The organism is Methanothermobacter sp. CaT2, from assembly GCF_000828575.1.
Taxonomy (GTDB): domain Archaea; phylum Methanobacteriota; class Methanobacteria; order Methanobacteriales; family Methanothermobacteraceae; genus Methanothermobacter.
The window spans coordinates 1,625,706-1,642,493 of the sequence record NZ_AP011952.1 but is presented as its reverse complement, the minus strand read 5'-3'; the positions used below and the strand labels follow the sequence as shown (position 1 = coordinate 1,642,493).

Here is a 16,788-nt window from a genome sequence, read left to right as displayed (position 1 = left end):
TATATCAGGCTCAAGGTATATAAATGTATTCCATATAATCAAAGAAACACCGAATATAACAACAGAAAATATAGGCCCTCTTTAATTAAATTAAGTGTTCTGATTACCAGAATTAAAGGTCATTTCAGTTCCCTTATCTCAAGGCTGAGGTCAACTGGATGGGCGGATGTGGTTATAAACCCCATTGATATTACATCAACTCCAGTGGAAGCATATTTATCTATATTTTCAGGTTTTATACCCCCTGATGCCTCAACAATTACCCTGTCCCGCAGCCCGGCACTTTCGAGTTCTTCCAGTGCCTTCCTGACGTCCCCGGGGTTCATATTATCAAGCAGGATGATGTCGGCCCCTGCCTCTGCCGCCAGTAGCGCGTCACCTGGCCTTTCAACCTCAACCTCAACCTTCTTTGTGAAGCTTACATGTTCCTTAACCCGCCTCACCGCGTCCTCCACACTTCCAGCGATTGCTATGTGGTTGTCCTTGATCATTGCACAGTCATCAAGCCTGAAGCGATGGGTGTCCCCACCACCAATTTTAACTGCCTGCTTTTCAAACCACTGCAGTCCAGGAGTTGTCTTTCTGGTGGCTGCTATCCTCACATCAGGGTTCACTGCCCTCACCCGCTCCAGAATGCTTCGTGTGAGGGTGGCTATGCCGCTCATTCTCATCATGAGGTTCAGCATTGTCCTCTCGATCTTCAGGATATCTGAAGCTTCCCCCTCGAGGCTTATAACCCTTTCACCGGCTTTAACCGGATCACCATCCATTTTCAGCCTTTCCATTTCGATTCCGAATTCCGCGGCTATGATCCCTGCCACATCCATACCTGCAATTATGCCATCCTCTCCTGCTATGACATCCGCCACTGCCACTGTGCCCCTTTCAACAAGTGCCTCAGTTGTTATATCCTCAAACCCCACGTCTGCCCTGATCATTTCCCTGAGAATGTCAATCATGAAGATCCCCTAAATTAATATAAAGGGAAGAATTATAAATTTTATGTCCATGAAGCAGATCTCCAGCAGATATCCTCCAAGAACCTTTGAAAGAGTGATATGATGGAAGTTACATTTCTGGGTACATCATCAGCTGTCCCCTCAAAGAACAGGAACCACACATCAATAGCACTTAGAATCCCCGGTGAGGTATTCCTGTTTGACTGTGGTGAGGGAACTCAGAGACAGATGGCCCTTGCAGGCATCAGCCCCATGAAGGTTACAAGGATGTTCATAACACATCTACACGGGGATCATATCCTGGGGATACCTGGAATGATACAGTCAATGGGCTTCAGGGGGCGCCAGGAGCCCCTTGAGATATATGGGCCCCCAGGAATCCATGAACTCCACGAATCCATCATGAAGCTGGGCTACTTCACGCTCGATTTTGATATCCATGTGCATGAGGTTAGGGGCGGCACCGTCCTTGAGGAGGAGGACTACCGTATTACCTCGGCACCCGCCTCCCATTCGGTATTCAACCTCGCCTACTGTTTTGAGGAGAAGAAGAGGCCGAGGTTCCTCAGGGAGAAGGCAATTGAACTTGGACTCAAACCGGGTCCTGCCTTTGGAAAGCTGCACAGGGGCATGCCTGTGAGGGCTGGTGACAGGATCATAAAACCAGAGGAGGTCCTTGGAAGCCCACGGCGGGGTGTGAAGATATGCTACTCAGGGGACACCCGCCCCTGTGAGTCCGTTATAGATCTTGCCCGTGAAGCGGACCTTCTGATACACGAGTCAACCTTTGAGGCTGGAAGTGAGGATAAGGCGGCTGAAAGTGGGCATTCCACTGCAAGGGAAGCCGCGGAGGTTGCTGCATCTGCCTGCGTCAGGAGACTGATACTCACACATCTTAGCACCAGATACAAGCGGACCGAGGTTATTCTGAACGCCGCAAGGGAGGTTTTCCCTGAAACCTATGTTGCAGATGACCTCATGACCGTGGAGGTGAAGGCTGATGATTCCGGTTCCAGGTCCTGAAACCATCCTCATCATAATCGTCACGGTGATGGCCGCTGTTCTACTTGTTAAGTGGGCCTCATATTTCCTCAAGAGGTCCACCAGAAAATGGGACCTTGACCTTACACTCATACAGGTCCTCAATGACATAATAAAATACAGCATATACATCATAGCCCTTAGCATAGTTCTGAGGGAACTTGGAATAGACGTAACCGCCATAACCGTGAGTCTGGGTATAGCCGGTGTCTCGGTGGGTTTTGCATCCAGGGACATCATATCCAACTTCATCTCCGGGATGTTCATACTGGCTGATAAGAGTTTCAGGGTTGGTGACACCATTGAGGTTGCCGGGCAGAAGGGTAAGGTTAAAAGGGTGGGTTTCAGGACAACAACAATAAAAACCCCTGACGCCAAAATAGTAACGGTGCCCAACTCAACCTTCTCCAAAACAGCATACGTCAACTACAGTGCAGAGGAAAGTAGGAGGGTTGAACTCAGGGTCAACCTTGACTACGGTGTTGATATTGAAAAGTTTGAATCTGAAGTTAAGGATGTTCTCATGGGAGTTCCAGGTATACTGAAGGACCCTGAGCCCGGGCTCATTGTCCTTGAATTTACAGATACCGGGATAAAGGCAAAGGTGACAGCCTGGGTCCCTGATCCAAAAAAGGTAACGAAATACCGTTACGTGATTGCGTCTCATGTGAAAAAGGTCCTTGAAGGTTATTCTAAACAGGATCAAATGCAGGGTTTTGAATGAGAAGAAACAGCATCTACGCAGCCATCATATGCCTTTTCTTCGTATCGGTTACCTCAGGCATCATTATAAAGGCCTTTGAGGATTACCAGACCCTGGAAAGGTCACGTGTTCACCTTGAAAACTACAGGAATGCACCCAGAGAACTTTTTGATCCTGTCCCTTCAGGCCCCAGCACAGCTGCAGGCTCAAGCGGACCGGTAATTGGGAAGCTCATAATACCCGCGATAGGCGTCAGGTGCTGGATAAGGGAAGACACCGTGAATGCCTATGAATCGGTCTACCACTACCCTGAAAGTGTCATGCCGGGGTCTGCAGGTGACTGTGGGATCCTGGGGCATAGAACCACCTATTCAGGACCATTTAGAAGGATAGGTGCCCTCAGGAGGGGGGATAGGGTTATAATAGAGGACCGTCTCTCCTCAAGGCGCTACGTATATGTGGTGACATCCAATGGTGATGATATAAGATGGGACTATAAGGTCAATCCCGTGCGCTTCGCCCAGAATGGGGAGGCCAGGCTCATGCTCATAACGTGTTATCCTCCAGGCAAAAAGAAGGCTGCCTGGATAACACACTGCAAACTTGTGCGTAGAGAGAACATGTGAGTGGGGGTTTTAGAATACTTGAAGAGATAGTTGGTGAAATCCTGGAAGTTGAAGGGGTTGAGGGGGTAATCGTAACTGACAGTTCAGGCAGCATCCTCTACAGCAGGGGAGCCTCCAGCGGAAACCTTGGATCCATGGCCAGTGTAATGGCAGATGCTTCAGGTAAACTCCTCAAAAGGGCGGGGCAGGGAGACTATCAGTCTGCCGTTATTGAGTTTCCCGATGGGAAGATGGTCCTGCTCAACGATGACCTCCATCTCCTTGTGCTTGCTGATAAAAGGTCAAACCTTGGCAAGGTGATCCTCCTTGCAAGAAGGGTCATGGAGAGACTTTCAGACCCTGAAATACTCCATGAACTGGAATATGTCAAGGAGGAGTCATCAGCCGCAGGGATTAAATCAACCATGGAGCCTGAAGCAGGTATCACCCCCCAATCCGAAGGTTCTGAAGCAAGTATCACTTCCGAATCTGCAGGTTCAGACGTCAGTGGGATCCCTGAGGGTGATGAAATCAATGTTACGATTGCAGAACAGAAACCTGAAGCCACTGGGCAGAAACAGGACCCTGTGCATGATATCAGTACTGGCGTGGTGCATGAACAGGTAGAAATACTCAAAAAACCTGAAATTGAAAAACCAGAGCCCCTGGAAGAGAAAATAGAAAAACCCATGGTGGAAGACAAATTTAAAGGGTCCCTGCAGTCACAAGCCATCCCGGAGGTGAGGCCACCACTATCCCTCCCGGAACTCAAATCCATTGATGTCCCATCTGACCCCGAAGCCCAAAAGGAAACAGCACTTCTTATCTATGAGCATATCCTCCTTGCGATGTCAATAGGGGCCAGTAAAATTATGGGTGTGGCCCCTGCAGGGGGTATGCTCCGCAAATCCCTTCCACACGATGAATGTCCAATCACCCTTGAGGGGGTTGGTGTCCTCAGCAATGCATCAGTTGACTTCAAAAAATTGAGGGAAAACATCTCAGCTGCAGGATACGGCCTTGAGGAGATAAAGAGGGACATGGAAATAATAATCATATCAATAACAGAGAATTACGGGCGTGTTATGGGATATGGTGCATTCAGGGGCATGATAAGGCCAGAGTTTACAGCAATATACATGGCCTACAGGGATGCCATGGATGAACTTGGGATAACAGAGACCATCCACCCAGAGTTAAGGCAGATCTGGGATTAAAGGATCCCAGAGTTCCAGAATAAAGGATGATTTCACTCAGGGTGCCTGTTTTATGGAAATATTTATAAAACATTAACCCCTATAGATAGATTGCCTTAATTCTTGATTCTATCATATAATTTTTCAGTAGGGACGCTTATGTTAAATCAGCTGCAAAGGGATATTCTGAAGTTGAAGAAGGAGAAAAATGCTATCATACTTGCCCATAACTATCAGCAAAGGGAGATACAGGAAATTGCAGACTTTAAAGGTGACTCACTTGAACTCTGCATGAAGGCAAGCGAAATACATGATAGGGACATTGTTGTTTTCTGTGGCGTGGACTTCATGGCTGAGACAGCCTACATCCTCAACCCTGATAAGAAGATCCTGATACCTGACAGGGGTGCGGAGTGTCCCATGGCACACATGCTAAGTGCAGAGGACGTCAGAAAGGCCAGAAAAAGATACCCTGATGCTGCAGTTGTTTTATACGTTAACACCCTTGCAGAGGCAAAGGCAGAGGCGGATATTCTCTGCACATCTGCAAATGCCGTCAAAGTAGTTGAAAGTCTGGATGAGGACCTAATACTCTTTGGCCCCGATAGAAACCTTGCATGGTATGTTCAGCAGCACACCGACAAGAGGATAATCCCCATCCCAGAGAACGGCTACTGCTATGTCCATAAGATGTTCACTGTTGCTGATGTTGCTGCAAAGAGGGAGGAGTACCCCGACGCTGAACTACTCATACACCCTGAATGTGACCCTGAAGTTCAGGAACTGGCGGACCACATCCTGAGCACCGGCGGAATGCTGCGGAGGGTCCTGGAGTCAGACAGAAAGCGCTTCATAATAGGTACAGAGGTTGACATGACAGCCCGTCTCGACCTTGAATCAGATAAGGAAACAATCCCCCTCCTTGCAGAGGCCATATGTGAGAACATGAAACTGCACACCCTTGAGAAGGTTAAAAATTCGCTGGTCAATGAGGAATTCACTGTAACGGTTCCTGATGATGTGGCTGAAAGGGCCAGGAGGGCTGTTGAGAGGATGATAGAGGTATCCCGTCAGTAACAGCCAAACCTCACCCCATAAGATTCAATACATCCCTGTGCACTTATTATGGTATTTCAATCAGTCTGTAATCACGCGCCCCTATACCGAGTTTCTCTGCATATACCATCTGGTGGGTTCCATCAACGTCACCCCACACACCCCTGAACTTATCCCCCCCGGTCTCATGGTTCTCCTCGAGCATTGACCCCCTGATTCCCTCCTCCAGGTTCACAAGGTGGTAACTTGCTGTATCCACTGCAACTGGATCCTCTGATGCCAGTATCCCTATGTCGGGAACTATGTTCCTGTCACTCCAGGGTACACAGTCACAGTCGGGGGTTATATCCATGAGGAAGTTCAGGTAGAATATCCTGTCAATGGTGGATGTTACCCCGAGGGCGTACTCCATCATTCTCTCAATGAACTCAGGTATGTCCCTCTCCCAGTCAAGGTCAAATACCTCGCTGGGACAGGTGTCAAGGCAGTTCATGCAGGCAATGCACCTATCGTATTCTATCATGATGCCATCATGGAGTTTCATGGCATCCACGGGACATTCATAGACGCACTCTCCGCATTCAGTGCATTCACCCCTCACCACGGGTTTTGCGCACTCGTGCTGTTCAATCTTTCCCTGGATGGTGGCGCATCCCATGGCAAGGTTCTTGAGGGCCCCTCCAAATCCGCTCATCCCGTGACCCTTGAAGTGTGATATGACAACCATTGCCGATGCCTCGGCAATGTCACCTGCTATTTTAACCTCACTGAAGTGCCTTCCTTCACAGGCACAGTTACCTCATTGTTTCCATGAAGCCCATCTGCAATTATAAGAGGTGCCCCGGCAACGGAATAATCAAAGCCATTGAGTATGGCTGTTTCAATGTGATCAACCGAATTATGCCTTGAACCATAGTAGAGGGTGTTGGTATCCGTTAGGAAAGGGGATGCCCCGCTCTCCCTTATCCTTTCAATAACGTGGCGCACCAGAACAGGGCTCACATAGGAGTCGTTGCCCCGTTCACCAAAGTGCACCTTAACAGCCACGATGTCATCCCCAGAGAAGGGTTCGCCAAAGGCCGCGTCAAATATCCTCTGTATCTTCATGCCCCTGTTCTCGTTCCTGGACCTTGCCCTGAAATCTGAAAAATAAACCTCCGCTGGCATCCAATCACCATTACTCTATTTATTCCAGAGGGTATATGGGCTTTTTCTCACGGTGAGAACCACTTATATATCCAGAGGGACAGATATTACGTTGAGGTGGATTTTTATGGACACTGAAAAGATAATAGAACTCCTGAATATCGACTTCCGCCATGAACTTGAGGCGACCATGATGTACACCTACAACGCATTTGTTATAGAGGACTGTGACCTCAGCAGGCTAACTGAAGGAATCGCGGCAGATGAGATGAGGCACATGTGGTGGCTTGCGGACCTCATAACAAAGAGAGGCGGCAGACCCTCAATGGAGATCGGCAAAGTGGATTACCTTGGTGAAGATATAATTGAGGGCCTTGAAAGGCAGATCCAGAAGGAAACAGAGGGTATTGAAGAGTATGAGAGGCAGATAGAGATAATTGACGATGATGAGGTCACCGGAGTTTTAAGACATATAATTGATGAGGAAAAGAGGCACCGCAAGGAGTTCAGGGAGCGGCTGGAGCGTCTTCGATAAAATTCTGTATGCTTACTGCCCGCAGGCCAATAAATTTTTTAATCTTATTTATCCAAGGCATCATTTCAAGGCATGATCCAGCTTCTCTACCCAAGCGTTCTGTATCCATTCACGCAATGATTCTACCTTTTTATCCAGGCCAGCATTTTATTCCTTATTTCCTGGAGAGTCTCCTCTGAGATATTCCTTGGGGGCCTTGGCCTCATGTAACCAAAGAAGGGGTCATCGAAGACCTCCCCATTCACTACCACCTCATTTCTGTAGCGGGGTATGAAGTGCCAGTGCAGTTGTGGTGGAGGGGTGTTTTCACGGTAGAAAGAGTTAAGAAGGACTCCCCAGTTGAACATGGCGGCCCCAAATGCCTTTCTCACTGAATTTTCAAGTTCAGATATTATAAGGATCATTTCATCCCATTCATCCTTCTTTAGGTTTCCAAGAAACTCCTCCCTCCTTTTGAGGGCCACTACACACGTTCCAAGGTTGCTCTGGTTTGGTGCGAGAAACACAGCCCACCTCTTTCTCTCATAGAGGTATTTGCCGAACCCGTAGCCATCAAATTTCACCCCGAAGCCCCCCACCAGTTATAAAAGAGAGAAGTTCCAGTGCCATGGACTCAACCACATCCTCCGCCGGTTCATCCTCCCATGGTTCGAGGATCCTGAATGACGCCTCAACGGTTATATCCCTGCCATCTGCGCGAAATGAGTAGTCTCTGAATCTTCTTTCAAGTTCATCCAGAATTTCTAATAGTCCATGTCCTGGAATACGTAGTTCCAGAACAACCCTCCATTTATCACCGGATTTTTCGATTTTTTTAACTTCCACAGAAGGCTCAGAATGCATGTCCCCCTATCTCCGTCGGAACCAGCAACTCAGGGTCATCTGAATGATTTCAGTCCTCGAGGACACTGGAGAGGAATACTGTCATCTCAATTTCCTCCCTTGCAATGAAGTCGTCCATGCGCACCTTTGCCTCCTCTGAGCCAAAGGGGAAGTACTCCTGCGCATAGAAAACTGTTATCAGAAGGTCTCCGTTGTCCTCCTCTGTGTCCTCCTCAAGTCTCTCCATGAGTTTCCTTCTGACATCATCATCAATGTCTGACACCCTGTAGAGTACATAGTTCATGCATTTATCCTCACTGAAGCCAAAATCCTCAACCTTCACCTGCAAATAAACACCTTCCTTCTTATTCACTGTCACCTTTAATGAATGAAGCTATGATTTCACCATATTTACCTATCTCATTCACTCCCAGATGTCCACATTCAGAATCAAATAGAATCAACTCAGAGCCAGGTATGAGTTCGGCCATGGGGATCGTGTCAAGTTCCGGTGGGAAGTACTGGTCCTGGTTCACCCCGAATATGAGGGTCCTTGCCCTTATCCTCCCTAGCTTACCCTCCAGGTTATGGTTCATGGCGGCCCTGTTCCTCCACAGCACATCACTGGGGTCCATGAGTTCCCCCTCTGACCCCATATCCCTCATCGCCGACTCCAGCTCGGGGTTCTCAAGGCCACTGTAGTATTCCCTTGAGAGTCCATAGAGGTACATGAGCATGGATGAGAGTGACAGGGCCCTCCCGGGTTTTCTGCCCGCGACAAAGTCAGGGTCTGACTCAATGAGGTGGTTCATGTAACTGAAGAGTGCATAGTTAACTCCCCTTGTTCTCCAGGAGGTTACAAGGGGCATGAGGAACTCCATCTCATCAGGGTACTCTGCAGCCCACTGAAGCGCCTGAAATCCCCCCATTGATGTCCCTATGACTCCCCTGACCTTTTTTATGCCAAATCTCTCATTGAGAAACTGTCTCTGGAAGTTCACCATGTCGAGTACTGTGTAGGCGGGAAATTCATCTCCAAGTGATGTTGTGGATGGTGAAGCCGAACCAGGGGACCCCAGGGAGCTCATGGATATCACAAAGAACCCGTCAAGGGCGCCTCCAGGTGCTGTGAGGTCAGCTATCCTTTTAACTGAAGAAAAGTCTCCACTCCACCCATGTATATAGACGACAGCATTATCTATTTCACCCTCATCATTCAGGGAGGGTTCCCCGATGGTTCTGTATTCAACCCTTACATCGCTGAGTTTTTCTCCTGATTCAAATCTGAATTCACCGAGATTGAAGTATGATGGTTTGCCTTCCTCCATTTTACTGCTCCTTAATCAACCAGTGAAAACTATGTGATCTCCTCACCATTACTGTAAAGCTTTATGCACATGACAGGACAGTTGGCTGCCGCCTTTTCGCTGCATGATGGGTCATCAAATTCCTTAACCTGGAGGTCAGATATTTCAACCCCCACCAGGGATGAGACACCATCATCCGCGAATTCAAAGAGTTCCGGGCAGTTTTCGATACAGTTTCCGCATGATATACACATGGTCCTATCGAGTTCAAGCCTGTACATGTTGTCACCCTGAGAATCAGAACTGTTTTATTGTATGGCGAAATTGATAAAAATAGTTAGTGATTGAATGGAGGGTTTCAGATTATCAGAAAGGGTGAAGCACGGGAAATGCAGGATAAACTCATAATCATCTACAAGGGCCTCCAGCAGAGAAGGTCATTTAAAAAATTCTTTGGCGAGGACCTTAAAAGAAATGATTTCCTTGACAGCCTCGCCAGTAAAAGGGGAATAGATGGCCTCTTAAGGGAGGCCATAATTGAACTTGCGAAGGCCACACGTGAGGACCATGATTACAGTGAAGATGAGTACAGGGACCTCTTTGATTACCTTGTAAACCGTGAACCCGTTGAATCCATATGCATGAGGTATGGTATCCGGGGCCCCGATGAGATAAAACTTGATGATGTTGCAGAGGTCCTCTCAAGGTTTGAATGAAATCAGATGCTGGAGTTTTCTGAGATAACCAACCATAACCTAAAAAAACTGCCTTAGAGAGTCCCTGAATCCTCTTACCACATCAACCGCTGATCTGATGAGGGGACTTTTCACGTTCTCATAATCCCTCAGAGTTTCAAGCCGCTTTATCCTGAAGTATATGGGGGGGTGGGGGTCCCAGGCCGTCCACCCGGATATCCTCTGGGAGCCTGACTTCTCAAGTGCCAGTTTCTGGTAACCTATTTTCCTGAGGGCCCTCGCAAGGACCTCCGGTTTTCCTATAATCATTGCAGATAGGAGGTCAGCCCTTGCCTCAAAGAACTTGGCCACAAAGAATATTATACCCATTGCAATGATTATGTAGAGAAGCGGGGAAACCAGCACAACCGGCAGTAATACCGTGAGTCTCATTACAAACTCGGCAGACACTATGCTGAAAAGTATTATGGGGTCCCTCCCGACAAGGTGCCCCATTTCATGGCCTATAACCGCAAGCACCTCCTCATCGGTTAACTGGACCAGGAGCCCCGTTGTTACAAGTACCAGCCCTCTGCGGGGACTTGGACCCGTTGCAGCGGCGTTTGCTATCATGGTGTTGGAGAGAACAATCCTGGGTACCGGTATCCCGAATGCCCCGGCAGCATCTTCAATTATGGAGTAAAGGTTAACGGTCCTTGACCTCTCATAGAGTGGATTGCACCTGAAGCCGTACCTTTCAAGGACTCCCCGTGCATCCTCACATGTGGGAGGCCTATTCTCTGCAAGGGAAAGCCTGTAAATTTCACGTTTGATTTTCAGGATCGCTTCATTACCCATCTTATCTATGAAGAATTTGAATTCGTCTTCAGGGAGCTGGAACTGGATTATGTGTACGCTGGGGTTTTCTGGGGTTATAACCCATTCACCCATCCCGGCATATATGCGGTCTGAGAGGAGTATTATACCGAGCTGCATGAGGAGGATCGCTATAACTGCATAGAACCCCAGAATGATGAATAGGATTATGTTGACACCAAAGAAGAGCACATAGACAAGGAGCATGCTGCTTCCGAATATGCCCTTTGATGCCATCCCCCTCCCTGTCGGGGGCCTTTCAGGGATTATATCCTCCCCCTCCACCCAGGCAAAGTACACTGTGTGCTGCCTCATCATATCCTCAAATGCCTGGATGGATGTGAATATGTCCTCATATATGGCCTCTGCCCATTCCCCGAGTTCCGCAGGGTATTCGAGGATCAGTTTGAGGTTTTCGCCGGCGATTATCTCACCATATATTATTCCCTCATCCCTCCATGCCCTGAAAACAAGCCTCAGGCCATCTCTTCTTATTTCATCGAAGTCACCGGGCATGAGATAGTAGCGCCGGATGAATTCAAGGAGATCCCCGTAATATGCCGGTGCAAGCTCGGTTCCTATAACAAATTCCTTTATCATGGACAACCAACTTTCATTTCTCTTGTGGCACTGCCTCGCAGAGTATATATAACTTCAGCATTGATATTAAATCTTACATCCAGATGAACAGAAATTACACCTCTGTAAGGTCAGAACTGTGAAAAATAGGGCCGCTGATAAACATGAAGTGCAGGGTATCTGAAAATCCATCCAGAAATGAGGCATACCAGCTGCTAGAGGAGGGTATAAGGAAGCGCTCTCTTATAGTGATACTTGCCTGCTGCAGTGCATCCTATGAGGGGCGTGCCAGGAGCAGCCTTGGTGCCGGTGAGAGGCTCATCGTTATAAAACCGGATGGAACATTCATGGTCCACCAGGACAGAAAGGTGGACCCTGTTAACTGGCAGCCCCCCAGATCAAGGTGCAGGGTCTACATGAAGCGTGGAAGCCTCTTTCTCGAAAGTATCAGGAGATCCCCTGAGGAGCGCCTTGAGGTTGAGCTCCATGAGATACACCTCATCTCCTCCTACCTTCCAAGGGATATGCATGAGCTCACCGTATCGGGCCATGAAAGCGACATGGGGGACATGATAATAATGCACCCCCATCTCATCGAGCCTGGTTTCAGACCCGTTGCCCGGGAATATGCCACCAGTTCCGGTTTCATTGATATTCTGGGTAAGGATGAGAATGGTTCGCTCATGATAATTGAACTTAAAAGCAGAAAGGCCGGTGTGAGTGCTGTTAAACAGCTCAGAAGATATGTGGATGAATTCAGGGATGACCGGGTGGGTGTGAGGGGCATTCTGGTGGCCCCATCAATAACCCATGATGCCCTGGAGATGCTGGAGGATGAGGGGCTGGAGTTCAGGGAGATCGAGCCCCCCAGGGAACTTAAATCAAACAGGGGGGTTACACTGGATAACTTCCTCTGAATCTCTGCATCCATTAAACTAACCCTATCAGCTGCTTAAAGTTCCGGTTTCATTATTAAATGTTTAAAATATTCATTGCCTCAACACTAATTTTTGATGCAATAAAATCATAAGTCTGCTTTTAAAATGAAACCGGATTTGAATACCTAATTTTCAAAGGCTCGGCAATATTAAATACTCTGAATCCCATATTAATACTATGACTCTAGGGGGGTTGAAATGATCGAAGTGGAAGGGATGATGAGCGAAGAGAGTCCAGTACTGATAACCTTCGATGGTAAATTTCTTGAATTTTCAGGTCTGGAATGAAATTCAAACACGAAAAATATCCCATAAAGTGGATCAAAAAAACTCTAAATAAGAGATGAAGGAAAATCCCGAACTTTGAATTACACCATGAATTTTTTTAGCTCCTGCTGGCTTTTTCCCCTTTGAAAGTGGCGGTGAAAATCTCCAGAACTCGTGGATGCAGTTAACAGAGCAGCTGGCGCATTTTAAAAACTGGACAGCTGATACGTAAAGAGAGGGTCACCCTTATCCTGAAGTAAGGTAAAAGGATAAAGGTTTAAGAGCATTTTTATATCCTCTTAAAAACAGTTATGCCCATCAGAGACCCTCTATAACCTCTGCCAGCTGCCTTAAGGTCCTGACCTCCTTCACAGCTGCACCGGCATCCCTGTAAATTGAAACACAGCTGTCAACAACGTCCCACTTCTTTTTTGGTTCAGGGTTCAGTATGAGGACCTTCCTTGCCCTCTCAGACATTTCAGCCACCAGTTCAGCGCTTTCAGGGGCCCCCTCCTTCCTTGGCCCTGCCCAGTCCCTGCAGTCTGAGAGGATCACTATACAGGACTTTCCTGTGAAATTAACATTTTCAAGAAAGTCGCTGAAGGCTGTGTACATGTTTGATGTCCCATGGAGCATGAGGTTCCTTATTCTGGACTCCCTGAGGTTCCTGAAGGCATCGTAGAGGTCATCCTCATCAAGTAGGTGGGTCGTTTCAATGACCCTGCTGTCGAAGTCAAAGAAACGTGACCTGTAGAACGTCTTCTGGGCCGCGTAGACTATGCAGAAGAACCAGTTGCTTATCCAGTCACAGGAACCGCTCACATCACTCAGGAATATGTGCTGGCTCTTTCTCTCCCTGGGCTCTGACCTCACGAGTTCAATTATCGTGCCCCCGTGCTTCATGTTCTTCCTTATGCTCCGCCTTATATCGGGTCGCATCTTCTTTGAACGGCGGAGCCTCCTGGATCTTCTATTGGCAATTTTCATTCCCAGTCTGCGGCAGAGCTCAAATATCTCGGGGTCGAACGTGTTGAGGGTGGACATATCCCTGTCAAGGATCTGGCTCTCATCGGTTCTGGAGTCAAAGATATCCGGGATTTCAGGTTGAATTTCCGCCAAATCCTCAATATTGATGCCCTCTGTGACTTCACCTAGGGTATGTTCCTCTGAAGACCTGATCCTCTCACCCTTCCCTGAACCGGATGATTCATCACTTTCTTCATCCAGACCCCCGAAAACTTCATTATAGGCGTCCATGAAATCTTCTGAGTGCCTCATGTCCTTAACATAAACTGAAAAGAGGGCCTCCCTGAGCTCAGGTCTGTTTTTGAATATTTTATAGGCTGAAAATGCGTCTTTGGTGCTCCTTATACTTACAGGAAGTCCCTTATCCCTTAAAATATTCGAAAGAAGAATTATTTTCTCCATGAAACATGTGCTCCAGTTTCACTGGTGGTTAACTCTCATCAAGGGATTCCACAAGCCCCCGAACCTTGCCCTCGTCTGCCCTGTTTTTTATAACCACACCCAGGGTCTCCTCAGCTGTTTCCCTGTCAATGTGTTCCTTTCCAAGGGCCATGAGGGTTCGGAGCCAGTCCACTGTTGCCCTTATTGAGGGCTTCTTTATGACACCCAGTTTCCTTATCCGGTTTATGAACATGACGGTCTCCTGAACAAGAGTGGCAGGTGCAGAGGGGACGTGTGCCCTTACAATCTCCATTTCACGTTCAGGGTCCGGGTAGTCGATGTGGATGTAGAGGCACCTGTCCCTTGTCTCATCCAGTAGGTTTCGCTGGGAGTTGGATGTGAGGAAGACCAGTATATCATTTCTGAGGTCAAAGGTTCCAAGGTCATTGACTGTTATCTGTTTTTCTCCAAGTGCCTGAAGCAGAAAACTCTCAACTTCCTCGTCGGCCTTATCTATTTCATCTATGAGGATGAGTGAGGGTTTCTCATTGATGAATGCTGACAGGAGGGGTCTCTTTATGAAGTAATCCTCAGTGAAGACGTCCTCTGGGGATCCGCTGATCCTGGACCTTTCAAGGCTCAGAAGCTGCTTCTGGTAGTTCCATTCCCCGACTATCTGTTCGAATGTTATGCCCTCATAGCACTGTATCCTGAAGAATTCCCTTCCAAGGGCCTCGGCTGTCTTTCTGGCCAGCATTGTCTTTCCTGTGCCTGGGGGGCCCTCCACAAGGATGGGCTTTCCAAGTTCCAGTGCCAGGAAGAGTGTTATCAGGATCTCCCTGTCTGGTACGTAGCCCACCCCCCTCAGTGATGAGTCAATCTCATCCAGTTTTTCTGATGGTTTCATCTTACCACGGATAACCTATGGTTCTGTGCACCCATAAAAATTTTGGTGGAGAGTCACTGGAGCTCTGAGGGCCTTACCTGGACTTTACAGACCTCTGACCCCCTTATCACATCCACGTGACATTCCACGTCGATCTTTTCCTCACCGAGTATCCTGTGGATGTCGTCCACTGTCTCCACCGGCTCATCATCGATTGCCACTATCACATCGCCCCTCATCATTCCAGCGACCCTTGCCGGGCCATCCTGGAGTGATGCTATCATCACGCCCCTCTCTGAATTCAAGCCGAGTTTTTCCCTGAGTTCATCCCTGATGACTATGTTCTGACATGAAACCCCCAGGTGGGCCCTCCTTATTTTGCCGTCCTTTATGAGTTTATCTGCAACCTCACGGACTGTGTTTGATGGTATGGCGAAGCAGAGCCCCTGGGCCGGCCTTATGAGTGCCGTGTTTATTCCAAGTACCCTCCCCCTGAAGTCCACCAGTGGGCCGCCAGAGTTTCCAGAGTTGAGTGCCGCGTCGGTCTGTATGACCCCATCAACCAGTCTTCCTGTCATTGTCCTGAGGGATCTTCCTGTGGCACTCACCACCCCTGCTGTGACAGTGAACTGGAAGCCAAAGGGGTTGCCTATTGCAAGGGCGAGCTGACCGACCCTCACCCTGCTGGAGTCTGCGAATTCAGGTACCTGGAGTTCTGTTTCAGGTTCAATTTTTATGACTGCAATGTCAGTGTGGGGGTCATCACCCACAACCTCTGCTGTGTGGTGCTCCCCTGTGTGGAGGTTCACGTCTATCCTCTCTGCCCCGTGGATGACGTGGCTGTTGGTTATTATATGGCCTTTCTCTGTATAGATGACCCCTGAGCCCCCGCCTGCTGCTCTGCTTCCTGATTTTGACCGTGTTGTTACCCTGACAACCGAGGGGCTCACCGCCGCGGAGGCATCCATGACGGCCCTTGAATATGCATCCATTACTTCTGATTCTTCTAACTCCTTTTCATCAAATCCATGACTTATGCTTTTATTTTTGGCTTTAAACATTTTTAGATTTCCTGAAATTTTTTAAACGCATATTAAAATCTTTTTAGGTGTTTTTCAGAATCTAAGAAATTTAGTTAACTTAAGTTATTAAAATGGTAGTATATAAACTTTTTGCATCTGCAGATGATTTTATAAGTAACTGGTGAGAGAATTATATGGTTACTCAATGGTGATACCCATGGATCTTCTATCGATGGTTTTCGTTGGAATTGGCCTGGGAATGGACACATTCAGCATATCAGTGAGCCGCGGTCTTGTGAGCCATGAATCAGGAATCAACTACGCCCTCATAACTGCATTCTCATTCGGGGCATTCCAGGCGTTCATGCCCGTCCTCGGATGGATATCCGGCATTGAAATCCAGAGCATCGTGTCAACCTTTGCGCCCTGGGTTGCATTTACACTCCTCCTTCTCATCGGCCTGAAAATGATATACGAGAGCACCATGCTTGAGGAGGAGGAATTCAAATTCAGTTACCGAGAACTCCTTTTGCTATCAGTTGCAACCAGCATAGACGCCTTTGCTGTGGGTGTCAGTTTTGCACTCCTTAACATATCAATATGGTTACCCATAATAATCATAGGAGTCATCACATTCTTCCTCTCCCTTGCGGGAAGCTATCTTGGAGAGAAGATAGGTCACATCTTTGAAAACCGTATAGAGGCACTGGGTGGTGTCATCCTCATCCTCATTGGTTTAAGGATACTCCTGGAGAACAACGTCCTCTGA

The 16,788-nt window shown here is 47.9% G+C and carries 21 protein-coding genes; 9 read left to right on the top strand and 12 right to left on the bottom strand.

The window, feature by feature from the left end; all coding sequences use genetic code 11:
• Positions 1-119: 119 nt before the first annotated feature.
• Positions 120-959: a carboxylating nicotinate-nucleotide diphosphorylase gene (nadC, locus tag MTCT_RS08535; protein WP_048176363.1), complete on the bottom strand. Its 840-nt coding sequence runs from the start codon at positions 957-959 to the stop codon at positions 120-122.
• A gap of 102 nt (positions 960-1,061) precedes the next feature.
• Between nadC and rnz the strand changes: the two genes are divergently transcribed.
• The 5 genes from rnz (at position 1,062) to nadA (ending at position 5,581) form a co-directional block, all read left to right on the top strand.
• A complete protein-coding gene (gene rnz / locus MTCT_RS08530) occupies positions 1,062-1,982 on the top strand; it encodes a ribonuclease Z (RefSeq protein ID WP_048176362.1) in 921 nt (306 codons plus the stop codon).
• On the top strand, positions 1,960-2,724 hold the full coding sequence (locus tag MTCT_RS08525) for a mechanosensitive ion channel family protein (RefSeq protein WP_048176360.1): 765 nt from the start codon (positions 1,960-1,962) through the stop codon (positions 2,722-2,724). The genes rnz and MTCT_RS08525 overlap by 23 nt, the downstream gene beginning before the upstream one ends.
• The gene (locus MTCT_RS08520) at positions 2,721-3,329 is read left to right on the top strand and encodes a class E sortase (RefSeq protein WP_048176358.1); all 609 of its coding nucleotides are present in this window, start codon (positions 2,721-2,723) and stop codon (positions 3,327-3,329) included. The genes MTCT_RS08525 and MTCT_RS08520 overlap by 4 nt, the downstream gene beginning before the upstream one ends.
• Complete coding sequence (locus MTCT_RS08515; protein WP_231855300.1) at positions 3,326-4,525, top strand: roadblock/LC7 domain-containing protein; 1,200 nt, start codon at positions 3,326-3,328, stop codon at positions 4,523-4,525. The genes MTCT_RS08520 and MTCT_RS08515 overlap by 4 nt, the downstream gene beginning before the upstream one ends.
• Before the next feature lie 138 nt (positions 4,526-4,663).
• Positions 4,664-5,581 (top strand): quinolinate synthase, encoded by a 918-nt coding sequence (gene nadA / locus MTCT_RS08510; protein WP_048176356.1) that lies wholly within the window; start codon positions 4,664-4,666, stop codon positions 5,579-5,581.
• 46 nt (positions 5,582-5,627) lie between these two features.
• Here nadA and MTCT_RS09555 read toward each other — a convergent pair whose 3' ends face one another.
• Together MTCT_RS09555 and MTCT_RS09550 are read right to left on the bottom strand one after the other, a co-directional pair.
• Entirely contained in the window at positions 5,628-6,287 is a 660-nt protein-coding gene (locus tag MTCT_RS09555) for a DUF362 domain-containing protein (RefSeq protein ID WP_255350868.1), read from the bottom strand.
• Positions 6,288-6,313: 26 nt separating this feature from the next.
• On the bottom strand, positions 6,314-6,727 hold the full coding sequence (locus MTCT_RS09550; protein ID WP_255350867.1) for a DUF362 domain-containing protein: 414 nt from the start codon (positions 6,725-6,727) through the stop codon (positions 6,314-6,316).
• Positions 6,728-6,833: 106 nt separating this feature from the next.
• Here MTCT_RS09550 and MTCT_RS08500 point away from each other — a divergent pair, with 106 nt between their 5' ends.
• Positions 6,834-7,241 (top strand): ferritin-like domain-containing protein, encoded by a 408-nt coding sequence (locus MTCT_RS08500; RefSeq protein WP_048176355.1) that lies wholly within the window; start codon positions 6,834-6,836, stop codon positions 7,239-7,241.
• Positions 7,242-7,363: 122 nt separating this feature from the next.
• Here MTCT_RS08500 and MTCT_RS08495 read toward each other — a convergent pair whose 3' ends face one another.
• The 5 genes from MTCT_RS08495 to MTCT_RS08475 all read right to left on the bottom strand — a co-directional run bounded on the left by MTCT_RS08495 (position 7,364) and on the right by MTCT_RS08475 (position 9,651).
• Positions 7,364-7,804, bottom strand: a complete 441-nt coding sequence (locus MTCT_RS08495) for an HIT family protein (RefSeq protein WP_231855299.1) — start codon at positions 7,802-7,804, stop codon at positions 7,364-7,366.
• Complete coding sequence (locus tag MTCT_RS08490; RefSeq protein WP_158498099.1) at positions 7,794-8,066, bottom strand: hypothetical protein; 273 nt, start codon at positions 8,064-8,066, stop codon at positions 7,794-7,796. Before MTCT_RS08490 ends, MTCT_RS08495 begins: the two co-directional genes overlap by 11 nt.
• Positions 8,067-8,133: 67 nt before the next feature.
• A complete protein-coding gene (locus MTCT_RS08485) occupies positions 8,134-8,406 on the bottom strand; it encodes a DUF5750 family protein (RefSeq protein ID WP_231855384.1) in 273 nt (90 codons plus the stop codon).
• Positions 8,407-8,428: 22 nt separating this feature from the next.
• Positions 8,429-9,391: an alpha/beta fold hydrolase gene (locus MTCT_RS08480; RefSeq protein WP_048176349.1), complete on the bottom strand. Its 963-nt coding sequence runs from the start codon at positions 9,389-9,391 to the stop codon at positions 8,429-8,431.
• Between the two features lie 29 nt (positions 9,392-9,420).
• Positions 9,421-9,651, bottom strand: coding sequence for a ferredoxin (locus MTCT_RS08475; RefSeq protein ID WP_048176348.1), 231 nt, complete (start codon positions 9,649-9,651; stop codon positions 9,421-9,423).
• A gap of 108 nt (positions 9,652-9,759) precedes the next feature.
• Here MTCT_RS08475 and MTCT_RS08470 point away from each other — a divergent pair, with 108 nt between their 5' ends.
• Positions 9,760-10,086, top strand: a complete 327-nt coding sequence (locus MTCT_RS08470; RefSeq protein WP_048176347.1) for a hypothetical protein — start codon at positions 9,760-9,762, stop codon at positions 10,084-10,086.
• 39 nt (positions 10,087-10,125) lie between these two features.
• On the opposite strand, the gene MTCT_RS08465 is transcribed toward MTCT_RS08470, so the two are convergent.
• Positions 10,126-11,520 carry a M48 family metallopeptidase gene (locus tag MTCT_RS08465; RefSeq protein WP_048176346.1) on the bottom strand — a complete coding sequence of 465 codons (1,395 nt, stop codon included), beginning with the start codon at positions 11,518-11,520 and terminating at the stop codon, positions 10,126-10,128.
• A gap of 143 nt (positions 11,521-11,663) precedes the next feature.
• On the opposite strand from MTCT_RS08465, the gene nucS reads away from it, so the two are divergent.
• The gene (gene nucS, locus MTCT_RS08460) at positions 11,664-12,416 is read left to right on the top strand and encodes an endonuclease NucS (protein WP_048176344.1); all 753 of its coding nucleotides are present in this window, start codon (positions 11,664-11,666) and stop codon (positions 12,414-12,416) included.
• Positions 12,417-13,022: 606 nt separating this feature from the next.
• Here the strand turns inward: nucS and MTCT_RS08455 are convergent.
• From MTCT_RS08455 to MTCT_RS08445, 3 genes are read right to left on the bottom strand one after another with little or no spacing between them, the layout of a single operon-like run.
• Positions 13,023-14,132 carry a VWA domain-containing protein gene (locus MTCT_RS08455; protein ID WP_048176342.1) on the bottom strand — a complete coding sequence of 370 codons (1,110 nt, stop codon included), beginning with the start codon at positions 14,130-14,132 and terminating at the stop codon, positions 13,023-13,025.
• 28 nt (positions 14,133-14,160) lie between these two features.
• Positions 14,161-15,018, bottom strand: coding sequence for a MoxR family ATPase (locus MTCT_RS08450; RefSeq protein ID WP_048176340.1), 858 nt, complete (start codon positions 15,016-15,018; stop codon positions 14,161-14,163).
• Between the two features lie 53 nt (positions 15,019-15,071).
• Positions 15,072-15,989, bottom strand: coding sequence for a S1C family serine protease (locus MTCT_RS08445; RefSeq protein ID WP_231855298.1), 918 nt, complete (start codon positions 15,987-15,989; stop codon positions 15,072-15,074).
• Between the two features lie 247 nt (positions 15,990-16,236).
• On the opposite strand from MTCT_RS08445, the gene MTCT_RS08440 reads away from it, so the two are divergent.
• Positions 16,237-16,788, top strand: coding sequence for a manganese efflux pump MntP family protein (locus tag MTCT_RS08440; protein WP_048176338.1), 552 nt, complete (start codon positions 16,237-16,239; stop codon positions 16,786-16,788).